At 72.2% G+C, this 13,985-nt stretch carries 12 protein-coding genes; 9 read left to right on the plus strand and 3 right to left on the minus strand.

What is annotated here, in order from left to right; all coding sequences use genetic code 11:
* The first annotated feature begins 48 nt into the window (after positions 1 to 48).
* From rimO to BM396_RS00335, 3 genes are all read left to right on the plus strand, one after another.
* Positions 49 to 1,410 carry a 30S ribosomal protein S12 methylthiotransferase RimO gene (gene rimO / locus BM396_RS00325; protein ID WP_043379826.1) on the plus strand — a complete coding sequence of 454 codons (1,362 nt, stop codon included), beginning with the start codon at positions 49 to 51 and terminating at the stop codon, positions 1,408 to 1,410.
* 143 nt (positions 1,411 to 1,553) lie between these two features.
* Positions 1,554 to 2,636: a DNA polymerase IV gene (gene dinB, locus BM396_RS00330; protein ID WP_043379674.1), complete on the plus strand. Its 1,083-nt coding sequence runs from the start codon at positions 1,554 to 1,556 to the stop codon at positions 2,634 to 2,636.
* Between the two features lie 161 nt (positions 2,637 to 2,797).
* Complete coding sequence (locus tag BM396_RS00335; RefSeq protein ID WP_043379670.1) at positions 2,798 to 3,025, plus strand: hypothetical protein; 228 nt, start codon at positions 2,798 to 2,800, stop codon at positions 3,023 to 3,025.
* A 51-nt stretch (positions 3,026 to 3,076) separates the two neighbouring features.
* Here BM396_RS00335 and BM396_RS00340 read toward each other — a convergent pair whose 3' ends face one another.
* The 3 genes from BM396_RS00340 to BM396_RS00350 form a co-directional block, all read right to left on the minus strand.
* Positions 3,077 to 3,277 (minus strand): hypothetical protein, encoded by a 201-nt coding sequence (locus BM396_RS00340; protein ID WP_043350668.1) that lies wholly within the window; start codon positions 3,275 to 3,277, stop codon positions 3,077 to 3,079.
* Positions 3,278 to 3,388: 111 nt separating this feature from the next.
* Positions 3,389 to 4,015, minus strand: coding sequence for a bifunctional nicotinamidase/pyrazinamidase (gene pncA, locus BM396_RS00345; protein WP_043379667.1), 627 nt, complete (start codon positions 4,013 to 4,015; stop codon positions 3,389 to 3,391).
* Between the two features lie 11 nt (positions 4,016 to 4,026).
* Positions 4,027 to 5,004 (minus strand): quinone oxidoreductase family protein, encoded by a 978-nt coding sequence (locus tag BM396_RS00350; RefSeq protein WP_043379664.1) that lies wholly within the window; start codon positions 5,002 to 5,004, stop codon positions 4,027 to 4,029.
* A 212-nt stretch (positions 5,005 to 5,216) separates the two neighbouring features.
* Here BM396_RS00350 and BM396_RS00355 point away from each other — a divergent pair, with 212 nt between their 5' ends.
* From BM396_RS00355 to BM396_RS00380, 6 genes are all read left to right on the plus strand, one after another.
* Positions 5,217 to 5,513 carry an FAD assembly factor SdhE gene (locus BM396_RS00355; RefSeq protein WP_043351869.1) on the plus strand — a complete coding sequence of 99 codons (297 nt, stop codon included), beginning with the start codon at positions 5,217 to 5,219 and terminating at the stop codon, positions 5,511 to 5,513.
* A 25-nt stretch (positions 5,514 to 5,538) separates the two neighbouring features.
* Positions 5,539 to 5,769, plus strand: coding sequence for a hypothetical protein (locus BM396_RS00360; RefSeq protein WP_043351867.1), 231 nt, complete (start codon positions 5,539 to 5,541; stop codon positions 5,767 to 5,769).
* A gap of 271 nt (positions 5,770 to 6,040) precedes the next feature.
* Complete coding sequence (gene mfd / locus BM396_RS00365) at positions 6,041 to 9,637, plus strand: transcription-repair coupling factor (protein ID WP_043379661.1); 3,597 nt, start codon at positions 6,041 to 6,043, stop codon at positions 9,635 to 9,637.
* A gap of 148 nt (positions 9,638 to 9,785) precedes the next feature.
* Entirely contained in the window at positions 9,786 to 11,114 is a 1,329-nt protein-coding gene (locus BM396_RS00370) for an AmpG family muropeptide MFS transporter (protein WP_043379658.1), read from the plus strand.
* Between the two features lie 190 nt (positions 11,115 to 11,304).
* Entirely contained in the window at positions 11,305 to 12,681 is a 1,377-nt protein-coding gene (locus BM396_RS00375; protein WP_051975946.1) for a tlde1 domain-containing protein, read from the plus strand.
* Between the two features lie 125 nt (positions 12,682 to 12,806).
* A complete protein-coding gene (locus BM396_RS00380) occupies positions 12,807 to 13,856 on the plus strand; it encodes an HpcH/HpaI aldolase/citrate lyase family protein (RefSeq protein ID WP_043379655.1) in 1,050 nt (349 codons plus the stop codon).
* Positions 13,857 to 13,985 lie beyond the last annotated feature (129 nt).

Genomic DNA, 13,985 nt, shown 5'->3' on the forward strand with positions numbered 1-13,985 from the left:
GCGACCGATCCTCGGTTGCCCGCGCCGGGCCTGTCCGACCCGAATGCCATGACCGCCACGCCTGCTCCCCGCGGCCCCGCTTCCGGAGCCGAATCCAAAATCACGGCCCCCAAGATCTCGTTCGTGTCGCTGGGCTGCCCGAAGGCGCTGGTCGATTCCGAGCGGATCCTCACCCACCTGCGCGCCGAGGGCTACGAGCTGGCCCGCCGGCACGACGGCGCCGACGTGGTGATCGTCAACACCTGCGGCTTCCTCGATTCGGCCAAGGCGGAGTCGCTCTCGGCCATCGGCGAGGCCATGGCGGAGAACGGCCGGGTGATCGTCACCGGCTGCATGGGCGCGCAGCCGGAGGAGATCCGCGAGAAGTATCCGGATCTCCTGGCGGTGACCGGGCCCCAGGCCTACGAGTCGGTGGTGGCCGCCGTCCACGAGGCGGTGCCGCCGGCCCACGACCCGTTCCTCGACCTCGTGCCGCCGCAGGGGATCAAGCTCACCCCGCGCCACTACGCCTACCTGAAGATCTCGGAGGGGTGCAGCAACCGCTGCAGCTTCTGCATCATCCCGTCCCTGCGCGGGAACCTCGTCAGCCGCCCCGCCGCCGACGTGCTGCGCGAGGCCGAGAAGCTGGTGAAGGCCGGCGTGAAGGAGCTGCTCGTCGTCTCGCAGGACACCAGCGCCTACGGCGTCGACATCCGCTACGCCGAGAGCCCGTGGCGCGACCGGCAGGTCCGGGCCAAGTTCTACGACCTGACCAAGGAGCTCGGCGAGCTCGGGGCCTGGGTGCGGCTCCACTACGTCTACCCCTACCCGCACGTGGACGAGGTCATCCCGCTGATGGCCGAGGGCAAGGTGCTCCCCTACCTCGACATGCCGCTCCAGCACGCGAGCCCCTCGGTGCTCAAGCGCATGCGCCGGCCCGGCAACCAGGAGCGCCAGCTCGACCGGATCCGGAGCTGGCGGCAGACCTGCCCGGACCTCGCGATCCGCTCGACCTTCATCGTCGGCTTCCCCGGCGAGACCGAGGCCGAGTTCGAGGAGCTGCTGGCCTGGCTGCAGGAGGCCAAGCTCGATCGGGTCGGCTGCTTCGAGTACGAGCCGGTGGCGGGCGCCACCGCCAACGCGCTCGGCGACCTCGTGCCGCCGGCGGTGAAGGCCGAGCGCAAGCGCCGGTTCATGGAGACGCAGAACGGCATCGCGCTGCGGCTGCAGCGCGCCAAGGTCGGCAAGCGGCTGCCGATCATCGTCGATGCCGTCGAGGGCGGGGTCGCCCGGGGCCGGTCCAAGGCCGACGCGCCGGAGATCGACGGCACCGTCCACGCCGCCTTCCGGCGCCCGGTGCGGGTCGGCGACATCGTCACCGTGAAGATCGACCGGGCCGAGGCCTACGACCTCTACGGCAGCGTGGCGTAAGGCTATTCCCGTCTTCGCTGCGCTCGCGATGACGGGCGCGGGCCGGACTCCTGTTGAAGCCCTCTCCGACGCGGCTTGACCCCGCCGGCCCACCGCGGTCTTTGGAACAGAGCAGGAACTCACCGCGGATCTCCGAGGCGGCGATGGATCCGGAGGTCGCGCTCCGCAAGATCATCCACATCGACATGGACGCGTTCTACGCCTCCGTGGAGCAGCGCGACGACCCGTCCCTGCGCGGCAAGCCCCTGGCGGTGGGCGGCTCGCGGGAGCGGGGCGTCGTGGCGGCGGCGAGCTACGAGGCGCGCAAGTTCGGCGTGCGCTCGGCCATGCCGTCGGCCACGGCCCGGCGGCTCTGCCCGGACCTGCTGTTCGTGAAGCCGCGCTTCGAGGTCTACCGGGCGGTCTCGGAGGAGATCCGCGCGGTCTTCGCCCGGCACACGCCGCTCATCGAGCCGGTGGCCCTCGACGAGGCCTATCTCGATGTCACCGAGAACCTCCTGGGCCTGCCGACGGCGACGGCCGTGGCGAAGGCGATCCGGGCCGAGATCCTGGAGCGCACCGGGCTCGTGGCCTCGGCCGGGGTCTCGTACAACAAGTTCCTCGCCAAGGTGGCGTCCGACCACAGGAAGCCGAACGCCCTGTTCGTCATCACCCCCGCCATGGGGCCGGACTTCGTGGCCGAACTGCCGATCGGCCGGTTCCACGGCGTCGGTCCGGTCACCGAGGCGAAGATGAAGCGGCTCGGGATCGAGACCGGGGCGGATCTCCGCGCCTGGACGCCGGAGCGCCTGCGCGAGACCTTCGGCTCCGCGGGCGCCTACTACCACGCGGTCGCCCGGGGGATCGACGAGCGGCCGGTCCGCGCCCACCGGGTGCGCAAGTCGATCGGGGCGGAGACCACCTTCTCGGAGGATACGGCGGCCTTCGAGGTCCTGGCCGCCCGGCTGGCGCCGCTGTTCGACAAGGTCTGGGCGGGGGCCGAGGCCAAGGGGATGCGCGCCCGGACCGTGACCCTGAAACTGAAGTTCTCGGATTTCGCCCAGGTCACCCGGGCGAAGTCGCTGTCCGTCCCCGTCGCCGACCGGGCGGCGCTGGAGCGGATCGGCCTCGACCTGCTCGCCGGCCTGTTCCCCCTGCGGCGCAGCGCGCGGCTGATCGGGGTGTCGCTGTCGGGCTTCGCGCAGGACGCGCCCGAGGCGCCGCTCCAGCTCGGGCTGGCGCTCTGACGGGGCGCCCCGTCGCGGGGCCCCGTCGCGCGGCCCGCGCTGATGCGACGCGGGATCGTCGTGCGGTCGCGCACGCCGGGCCCGCGCGGCCGCCCCGACATGGGATCCATCCGGCGCGGACCGGCATTCCCCGGGACCGCGCGCACCGAACGGTCCGTCCCATGTCGAAGCCCGCCGTCCTGGCCCTGTCCGCCGCGCTCCTGCTGACCGTCCCGGTGCACGCCGCCCGCGCCGACGGCACCGCCGCCTTCGGGGCCGCCAACGCGGCGCAGCTCCTGGGCTACACCGCGAGCCCCGCCCAGCTCTACGTCCCGGCGAGCGGCCCATCCGCCGGGTTCGCGACCGGCCCGGCGCCCCAGCGGCCGAAGCCGCCGGCCCGCGCCCGCTGACCGGGATCGCCCGGGCCGGGCCGGCCCGGGCGTGCCGTCACGCCGGCTCGGTCAGGCGTTCTTGCGCGGCCGGTGGTCCGGGTCGACGCCGCCGTCGCGCTTCGTCTCGTTGTCGACGTCGCCCTCGAAGGTCGAATCCGCCTGCAGATCCGCGGGGTCGGCGCCGCTCATCCCCTTCGACGTGCCGATCCCGGGATTGCCCTTGAGGTCGGCGTCCGTCGGCGTGTCGGTCTTCGGGTGCTTGCCTGACATGCTGGCTCCTGACTGGCATCCTGCCGGATGCCGATGTCGGGCCAACGCGTCGGGGCGGGGGCGGTCTCCCGCGCGGCATGCGGCGGTTCGCCTCCCGCGCCCCGGGGGCGCTCAGCCGATCTGCGCCGCCGCGATCCGGCGGACGCCCGCCGCCTCCATCCGCGCCCAGGCCTGCGCCAGCGACCCGTCCACGTCGATCCCGCGCACCGCATCCTCCACCACGAGGACCTCGAAGCCGGCGTCGCGGGCGTCGAGCGCGCTCCAGGCGACGCAGAAATCGGTGGCGAGGCCGCACACGGCGACGCGGGTGATGCCGCGCTCCCTGAGCGCCCCCGCGAGGCCCGTGCGCGTGGCCCGGTCGGCTTCCAGGAAGGCCGAGTAGCTGTCGACCCGGGGATCCAGCCCCTTGCGCACCACCAGGCTCGCCCGGTCGGTGGCGAGCCCCGGCGCGAAGGCGGCCCCGCGGCTGCCCTGGACGCAGTGCCGGGGCCACAGCACCTGCGGCCCGTAGGGCAGCACGATGGTCTCGAACGGCGCCCGACCGGGATGGGTCTCGGCGAAGGAGACGTGATCCGCCGGGTGCCAGTCCTGCATCAGCACCACATGCCGGAAGCGGTGCTGGAGCGCGTTGATCGGTCCGACCACCGCGTCGCCCCCCGGGACGGGGAGCGCCCCGCCCGGCAGGAAATCGACCTGCACGTCGACGACGAGGAGCAGGTCGGCGTTGCCGGGCGTCACGGTCGCGGGCCTCAGGGCAGCATCACGATCGAGCCGGTGGTCTCCCGGCCCGCGAGGTCGCGGTGGACCTGCTGCGCCTCGGCCAGCGGGTAGGTGGCGTTCACCGCGATCTTCACCGCGCCGTCGCGCACCACCTTGAACAGGCGGGCGGCCGCCTCCTCCAGGGTGGCGCGGTCCGACGTGAAGGTCGCCAGCGTCGGGCGGGTCACGTAGAGCGAGCCGCGCGGGGCCAGCAGGCCGAGGTCGAGCCCGGTGATCGCCCCCGAGGCCGAGCCGAAGCTCGCCAGGAGGCCGAGCGGCGCGAGGCTGTCCAGCGAGCCCATCAGGGTCGCCTGCCCGACGCCGTCATAGACCACCGGCACGCCCTTGCCGCCGGTGATCTCGCGCACGCGCTTGGCGACATCCTCCTCGCGGTAGAGGATGACGTGGTCGCAGCCGTTCTGCTTGGCGAGTTCCGCCTTCTCGGGGCTGCCGGCGGTGCCGATCACGGTGGCGCCGAGGTGCTTGGCCCACTGGCAGGCGATCAGGCCGACGCCGCCGGCGGCCGCCTGCCACAGGATCGTGTCGCCGGGCTTCACCGCGTAGGTCCGGTGCAGCAGGTACTCGACGGTCAGGCCCTTGAGCATCATGGCGGCGGCGGTCTTCTCGTCGACCCCCTCGGGGATCGGCACGGCCGCGGAGGCCGGGATCACCGGCTCCTCGGCGTAGCAGCCGTCCGCCACCGAGCCGTAGGCGACCCGGTCGCCGGGCTTGAACTGCGAGACCCCCTCGCCCACCGCCGTGACGGTGCCGGCGCCCTCCTTGCCGGGGGTGTAGGGCATGTGCGGGGACTTGTAGGCGCCGGTGCGGAAGTAGATGTCGATGAAGTTGACGCCGATGGCGGCCTGCTTGACGCGGATCTGCCCGGGGCCGGGCTCGGCCAGGGGCACGTCCTCGAAGCGCATCACCTCGGGGCCGCCGTACTCGTAGACCCGGATCGCCTTCGGCATCGTCCTGCTCCCGCTCGCCGCCCCGTCCGGGGCGTTGCAGCCCGAGATAACGGAGCGCCCGCCGGAGGCAATTCGTTTTTGGGCCCCCGTACGCCGCCCGTGCGCCGGTTGTAACCCGCCCAGGGGCGCCGCCGTTCTGGATCCGCCGGTCCCGGGCGCCTATCTAGCCCTCGTCCCTGCTCCTGCCCTTCCTCAGCCGAGGTCCGAGATCCATGTCCGGCACCACCCGCACGAGCGCCGACCTCGATCCGCGCCGCCGCCGCCTCCTCTACCGCGCCTGGCACCGGGGCATCCGCGAGATGGACCTGATCATGGGCCGCTTCGCCGATGCCGAGATCGGCGACCTGTCGGAGGCGGAGCTCGACCAGTTCGAGGCGCTGATCGAGGTGCCGGACCGCGACCTGTTCAAGTGGCTCACCGGCGAGGTCGAGACGCCGTCGAACTACGACACGTCGGTCTGGCGGCGGGTGCGGGCGTTCCACCGGCACGACGCGCCGATCCATTCCTGAGAGCGACCGGTCGAGAGTGCCCGCGATGGACGAACCCAAGCCCAACTACGATCACCCGGCCCGGTCGATCGCCACAGAGCTGGTGGTGCGGATCATGCTGGAGATGATGGAGCGCTCCGATCCGGCGCTCCGCGCCGAGATCCTGCGGCAGGCGACGGTGCGCGCCGGGGCGATGACCGAGCACATGCCCAACGCGGATTTCTTCCGCGGCCGGGTCGAGGCGGCGCTGGCGGAGATCGTCGGGCCGGACGCCTGAGGGGCGTGCGCCGGGGTATCCCCGGCCCCGACGCGGCGCGGGTCTCCTCTCCCATGCTGGAGAGGGGACCCGCGCGCCATCCTGAGCCCGGCTCACCGACGATCGGCCGCCCATCGGCGCAGGGCCGTTCCCTGCCGCGACGGAGCGTCCATATAGGCTCTGTCCCGCCGCCCGGCCGCCGCCGCCATGCTTTATCGCGGCGGCCCGATCGGCTAACGCCACCCGACCCCTACCCCTGACGCGCCCGGCGGGATTTCCCGCGAAAGACCCGATGGCCAAGCCTCAGCCGAAGCCCCCCGCCCCCGCCGCCAAGCCGCAGGTCGCGCGCTTCGCCCTGCCGAAATCCTCGGCGCTCGCCCGGGCGATCGACGCCCTGAAGCGCGGCGACAGCCCGGTCCTGGCGAACGCCCCGGAGGGCTTCGACGCGCTGGCGCTCGCCGACCTCGCCCGCGCCCTGGCGCCCACCGTCGACGCGCCGGCCGTGCTGGTCCACGTGGCGCGGGATTCCGGACGCTCGGCCTCGTTCCAGGCGGCGCTCGGCTTCGTCGCGCCCGAGATGGACGTGATGAGCCTGCCGGCCTGGGACTGCCAGCCCTACGACCGGGTCTCGCCGACCACGGCCACGGCCGCCGCCCGGATGACGGCGCTCGCCCGCCTCGCCCGCACCCGCTCCGCCGAGGACCGCCCGCGGATCCTCTGCACCACGGTCAACGCCCTGGTGCAGCGGGTTCCGCCCCGCACCCACATCGCCAAGGAGGCGTTCTCGGCGGCGATCGGCAACGTCGTGTCCATGGACGACGTGGTCGCCTGGGTCGAGGCCAACGGCTTCCTGCGCACCGGCACCGTGCGCGACACCGGCGAGTATGCGGTGCGCGGCGGCATCCTCGACCTGTCGCCGCCGGGCTTAGCCGCGCCGATCCGCCTCGACTTCTTCGGCGACACGCTGGAATCGATCCGCGCCTTCGATCCGGAGACGCAGCGCACCACCGGGCAGCTCCGCTCGCTGGACCTGATGCCGATGAGCGAGGTCCAGCTCACCACCGAGACGATCCGGCGCTTCCGCCAGGGCTACATCCAGAGCTTCGGCGCGGCGACCCGGGACGACCGGCTCTACGAGACCGTGAGCGAGGGGCGCCGCTACGCCGGCCTCGAGCACTGGATGCCGCTGTTCTACGACCACCTCGACACGCTGTTCGACTATCTCGGCGGCGTGCCGCTGGTCTTCGACCCGCAGGTCGAGGACGCCGCCGCCGAGCGGATCAGCCTCGTCCAGGATTATTACCAGGCCCGCGAGGGCGCGATGAAGACGCCGCAGGCCGGCGTCGCTCCCTACAAGCCGCTGCCGCCCCGGGCCCTCTACCTGACGCCGAACGAGCTGAAGGAGCGGATCGCCACCGCCACGGTGGCGCGGCTGACGCCCTTCGCGCAGCCCGAATCCGCGGAGCGCGCCGTGATCGATTGCGGCGCCAAGGCCGGGCGGAGCTTCGCCCCCGAGCGGGCCGACGAGAATGCCAGCGTGTTCGACGCCGCGGTGGCGCATATCCGCGACCTCCAGGGATCCGGTCATCACGTGATCCTGGGCGCCTGGTCCGACGGATCCCGCGACCGGCTCTGCGGCGTGCTCACCGACCACGGCCTCAAGAAGCCGGTGGCGATCACCCGGCTCACCGACGTCTACGCGCTCAAGCGCGGCACCGACGCGGCGGTCGCCGTCTGGGGCCTGGAGGCGGGCTTCATCGCGGGCGAGCTAGCCGTCGTCTCCGAGGGCGACATCCTGGGTGACCGGCTGGTCCGCCAGAAGCGCAAGGCCAAGCGGCCCCAGGACGTGATCCTGGAGGTGCAGGCGCTCCAGCCCGGCGACATCGTGGTCCATGCCGACCACGGCATCGGCCGGTTCGTCGGCCTCAAGACGATCCACGCCGCCGGCGCCCCGCACGATTGCCTGGAGCTGCAATACACCGGCGGCCTGCTGCTCCTGCCGGTGGAGAATATCGAGCTCCTGACCCGCTACGGCTCGGAGGATGCCGAGGTCGCCCTCGACCGGCTCGGCGGCGGCGCGTGGCAGGCCCGCAAGGCCAAGATGAAGCGCCGCATCCTCGAGATGGCGGGCGAGCTGATCAAGGTCGCGGCCCAGCGCTTCGTCCGGAAGGCGCCGGCCCTCAAGGCGCCGGAGGGGCTCTACGGGGAATTCGCCGCCCGCTTCCCGTTCGAGGAGACCGAGGATCAGGCCAACGCGATCGACGCGGTGCTGGACGACCTCAATGCCGGCCGGCCGATGGACCGGCTGGTCTGCGGCGATGTCGGCTTCGGCAAGACCGAGGTGGCTTTGCGCGCCGCCTTCGCGGCGGCGATCTCCGGCAAGCAGGTGGCGGTGATCGTCCCCACGACGCTGCTGGCCCGCCAGCACTACCGGACCTTCGCGGAGCGCTTCAAAGGATTGCCGGTCCAGGTGGCGCAGCTCTCCCGCTTCGCCTCCGCCGGGGAGACGAAGCAGACGCGGGCGGGGCTCATCGCCGGCACGGTCGACATCGTGGTCGGCACCCACGCCCTCTTGGCCAAGAACATCGCCTTCAAGGATCTCGGCCTGATCATCGTGGACGAGGAGCAGCATTTCGGCGTCGCCCACAAGGAGCGGCTGAAGGCGCTCCAGGCCGACGTCCACGTGCTGACGCTGTCGGCGACGCCGATCCCGCGCACGCTCCAGCTCGCCATGACGGGGGTGCGCGAGCTCTCGATCATCGCGACGCCGCCGGTGGACCGGCTGGTGGTGCGCACCTTCGTGACACCCTTCGACCCGCTGACCATCCGGGAGGCCCTGCTGCGCGAACGCTACCGCGGCGGCCAGTCCTTCTACGTGGTTCCCAGGATCGAGGATCTGGCGGAGGTCAAGAAATTCCTCGACGCCGAGATGCCCGAGATCAAGGTCGCGGTGGCCCACGGCCAGATGGCGGCCGGCCAGCTCGAGGACGTGATGACGGCCTTCTACGAGGGCAAGTTCGACGTGCTGCTCTCGACCACGATCGTAGAATCGGGCCTCGACATCCCCACCGCCAACACGCTGATCGTCCACCGGGCCGACATGTTCGGGCTGGCCCAGCTCTACCAGCTGCGCGGCCGGGTCGGGCGCTCGAAGGCCCGGGCCTACGCGCTGTTCACGACCCCGGCGAACCGCCAGCTCACCGCCCAGGCCGAGCAGCGCCTCAAGGTGCTCCAGAGCCTCGACACCCTGGGCGCGGGCTTCCAGCTCGCGAGCCACGATCTCGACATCCGCGGCGCCGGCAACCTGCTCGGCGACGCGCAGTCCGGCCACATCAAGGAGGTCGGCTACGAACTCTACCAGCAGATGCTGGAGGACGCGGTGACGGCGCTCAAGGCCGGCATCGAGGACGTGCCCGAGGAGGCGTGGTCGCCGACCATCGCGCTGGGCGCCCCGGTGACCATCCCGGAGACCTATGTGGAGGATCTCGGCGCGCGGCTCGCGCTCTACCGGCGCCTCGCCACCCTCCAGGACGATGCCGAGATGGATAGCTTCGGCGCCGAACTCATCGACCGGTTCGGGCCGCTGCCGCCGGAGGTGGAGCAACTCCTCAAGATCGGCACGATCAAGATCCTCTGCCTCAAGGCGAATGTCGAGAAGGTCGAGGCCGGGCCGAAGGGCGTGGTGGTCCATTTCCGCGACCGCTCCTACGCCAACCCGCAGGGGCTCGTCGCCTACGTGGCCGAGCAGGCCTCCTTCGCGAAGGTGCGGCCCGACATGAGCGTCGTGTTCGTGCGCGAGCTGAATACGGTCCCGGCCCGGCTCAAGACCGCCACCGAGGTGCTGCGCAGCCTCGTGAAGATCGCCGAGCGGGGGAAGAAGGCGGCGTAACGATCCGCCCGATAGACTCCCTCATCCTGAGGTGCCCGCGTCAGCGGGCCTCGGCACCTCAGGATGAGGGGGCAGGTTGGAAAGCCGTGTGTGTTGCACCGCCCGCCCATCTCTGCTCTCTCCGTCGCGAATCCCAGGAGACGCGTGGATGGCAAACCCGGCCGCAGCCAGCGCCCCGTCCGATCCGGCAAGATCCGAGAAAAACGCCTTCCTCACGCCCCTGTTCACCGACCGGCGCGTCGCCGCGGTGCTCGGGCTCGGCTTCGCGCAGGGCATCCCGTTCCTGCTCGTCTACGCGACCCAGTCGGCGTGGCTCGTCCAGGCGCAGGTGCCGCTCGCCACGATCGGGCTGATGAGCGAGCTGACCATCGCCTACAAGCTCAAGTTCCTCTGGGCCCCCTTCCTCGACCGCCACGACGCGCCGCTCATCGGCCGCTGGCTCGGGCGGCGCCGGGGCTGGATCGTCGCCACGCAGATCCTGGTGGCCCTGGCGCTGGCCGGCGTCGCCTTCGGCGATCCGGCCCACTGGCTCGCCTGGACGGTGGCGTTCTCCCTGGCGCTCGGCGTGGCCGGCGCCACCCAGGACGTGGTGATCGACGGCTGGCGCATCACCGCCGCGCCCCCGGAGCGGCAGGCGCTGATGTCGTCGTGGTCGGAGATCGGCTACCGGATCGGCAACCTCGCGGCGGGCGCCGGCGCCCTCTACCTGTCCGACGCCTATGGCTGGCGCGCCGCCTACCTGTGCATGGCGGCCCTGATGGCCCCCGGCACGATCGCGGCCCTGCTCGCCCCCGAGCCCCCCGCCCCCGAGACGCCCGCCACCGGCGGATTCGTCGAGACCGTGTGGGCGCCGATCCGCGACCTCCTCGCCCGGCTCGGGCCGCTGGCCGTGCCGGTGCTGGCGCTGGTCGCGGGCTTCCGGATGCCCGGCTACGTCTCGAACGCCATGGCGATCCCCCTGTTCAAGACGCTCGGCTACTCCAACACCGACATCGCCACCGTGACGAAGCTGTTCGGCTTCTGGATCGCGCTCGGCGGCACCTTCCTGGCGAGCGCCATCATCCCGCGGATCGGCATGATGGCGAGCCTGCTGATCGGCACCGTGACGGCCTCGGCCTCGCACCTCGCGCTGGCCTATCTCGCCTGGCACGGCGGCCATGGCGGGGCGGCGTTCTGGACCTTCGCGCTGACCGTGGGGATCGACGGCTTCGCCTACGCCTTCGCGTCGATCGTGCTGATCACCTACATGTCGCGGCTCTCGGCGACCGCGCACGCGGCGAGCCAGTACGCCCTGCTCACCTCGCTCTGCGCCCTGCCGGGCAGCCTGCTCGCCGGGTTCTCGGGCTTCGTGATCGAGCGGACCGGGTTCACGTGGTTCTTCGTCGGCACGTCCCTGATCGGCGTGCCGGTGGCCCTGCTCTGCCTGCTGGTCGCGCGCCGCCACGGGCCCATGGACACGCCCGGACAGGCGATCTGAGGCTGTGTCCCAACACGGGAACGCGCGCGGAAACTGTCTCTTTAGCGGGGATTAACCACAGCACGGCTTAATGGGGTGGACGGTTGATGTCCTCCCCAGACGGGCGACCCAGGCCACGTGCGCGGAAACAAGCTTTCGCGGGCGAACGGCGGCGGCTGCCCACGGGGAAGCGCGTACGCGAGTTCCCCGAATGGCCCAGGCTGCGTTGTCCCAAGCCGCGTTCCAGATCGCGTATCCGAGCGCGGCGCCCCTGCGCCGGGCGCCGCCGCGCATCACCTACGTCGAGACCGTCTACGATCCCGTCATCCGCACCCGGGCGCCCTACCCGAGCGCCATGCGGCGCGCGCGCCGCCGCGCCCGGCTGACGGCGCTCATCTCCCTGACGGGCATAACCCTGGCCGGCTGGGCCGTGTTTAGCCAGCCGCAGGGGCCGGCCCGGATCGACCAGCAGACCGTCGCCGCGACCGGGGCGATGTCCGGGCTCCCGCCGGTCGCCGCCCCGATCCGGCACGCCGCTCGAAACGCCGCGCCGAAGCCGAGCATCGCCTGGATGCTCGATCCGAGCCCGGCGCTGGGCTCCGGTTCCGCGACGGCCTTCGGCGAGGCCCCGCCGACCGCCACCTTCCAGATCGCCCGTGCCGAGCCGTCCCCGGCGGTCCGCGAGATCGCCCGGCAGGTTGCCCGGGCCGAGCAGTCCAAGGCCGCGCAGACGGCCGAGCAGGCCCAGATCCGGATGGCCCAGAGCCGGATGGCCCAGGCCAAGATGGGCGAGACGACCGCGGAGGCGCCGGCCGCCCCGGTCCGGATCGCCGCGGCCGAGCCCACGCCCGCCGCCCTCGCGCCCGCCTCCGTCCTCGTGCCGCTGCCGGTGTCGCGTCCGCCCGAGCTGCGGCGTGCGCCCGCGGTCCCGGCCACGCGGGTGGCGACCCGCGCCCTGCCCCGGACCCGCGACGTGTTCCGCGCCGCGATGGCCGAGGAGCCGTCCTTCTTCGAGAAGCTGTTCGGGGTCGGTAACGCGGCGCCGTCACAAGACAGCCGCCAGGAGCCCCGTCAGGCGCTCGCCTATGCCAGCCCGGACGCCCTGCCGCAGGAGGCGCCGCGCACCCGGATCAGCCCGGAGCCCGATTCGGTGGCCGGCACGGCCGTCTACGACATCACCGCGCGCACGGTGACGCTGCCCTCCGGCGAGGTGCTGGAGGCCCATTCCGGCCTCGGCGAGGCCATGGACAACCCGCGCTACGTCCACCTGCGCATGCGCGGCTCGACGCCGCCCGGCACCTACACGCTGACCGAGCGCGAGCGCCTGTTCCACGGGGTCCGGGCGATCCGCCTCAACCCGGTGGGCGGCAGCGCCGCGATCCACGGCCGCGACGGCCTGCTCGCCCACACCTACATGCTGCGGCAGCCCGGCGCCTCGAACGGCTGCGTCTCCTTCCGCGACTACAACCGCTTCCTGCAGGCCTTCCTGCGGGGCGAGGTCCGGCGCCTCGTGGTGGTGGCCGGCAGCGAGGCCGGCGGCATCCTCAACCGGATCGGCTTGGCCGGGCGCCGCGGCAGCCGGGGCTGAAGCGCGACAGGGTTGACGACCGTCTGAGCCGAAAGTTCGAGACCACTTCGGCGCGGCGCGGCTTTACGCGCCCGCCCCAGCTGCCTTAACGGGGCTCAGACGCCAGCCCTGACAAGAGGCACCCGATGAAACTGCCCCGCCGCTTCTTCCAGCCCCTCGCCACCGGCGCGCCGGCCCCGTTCCGCGAGCTGCCCGTGCGGCTGGAGCGGATGATCCACTTCGTGCCGCCCCACAACGACAAGGTCCGCGCCCGGGTGCCGGATCTCGCCGGCACGGTCGACGTGGTGCTGGGCAACCTGGAGGACGCGGTCCCGGCCGACCAGAAGGAGGCGGCCCGCAAGGGCTTCGTGGCGATGGCCCAGGCCACCGACTTCGCCGCCACCGGCACCGGCCTCTGGACCCGGATCAACGCCCTCAACTCGCCCTGGATTCTCGACGACCTGTTCACGATCGTGGCCGAGGTCGGCGACAAGCTCGACGTCGTGATGGTGCCCAAGGTCGAGGGGCCGTGGGACATCCACTACATCGACCAGCTCCTCGCCCAGCTCGAGGCGCGCCACGGCGTGACGAAGCCGATCCTGGTCCACGCGATCCTGGAGACCGCCGAGGGCGTCGCCAACGTCGACGCTATCGCGTCCGCCTCGCCGCGGATGCACGGGATGAGCCTCGGGCCGGCGGATCTCGCGGCGTCCCGCGGCATGAAGACCACCCGGGTCGGCGGCGGCCACCCGGATTACCGGGTGATCGCGGACCCGGCGGGCGACGCGCCCCGGGCCAGCGCCCAGCAGGACCTCTGGCACTACACCATCGCCAAGATGGTCGATGCCTGCATGGCCAACGGCATCAAGGCGTTCTACGGCCCGTTCGGCGACTTCTCCGACGGCGCGGCCTGCGAGGCGCAGTTCCGCAACGCCTTCCTGATGGGCTGCGCGGGCGCCTGGACGCTGCATCCGAGCCAGGTGGCGATCGCCAAGCGGGTCTTCGCGCCGGACCCGGCCGAGGTGGCCTTCGCGGCCCGGATCGTCGAGGCCATGCCGGACGGCACCGGCGCCGTGATGCTCGACGGCAAGATGCAGGACGACGCCACCTGGAAGCAGGCCAAGGTCATCGTGGATCTCGCCAAGCTGGTGGCCGCGAAGGATCCGGAGCTGGCGGCGGTCTACAAGCTGGGGTGAGCGGCTGCCGAGTGCGCCCCCCTGTTGATTACAGATCGGTGTCCGCAAGCCACGACGTGCCCCCTCTCCCGTGCGGGAGAGGGTTGGGGTGAGGGATCAGGTTTTTCCGGATAGGTCGCACCCCTCACC

Origin of the sequence: Methylobacterium sp. UNCCL125, assembly GCF_900116795.1 — a bacterium.
Classification (GTDB): Bacteria; Pseudomonadota; Alphaproteobacteria; order Rhizobiales; family Beijerinckiaceae; genus Methylobacterium; species Methylobacterium fujisawaense.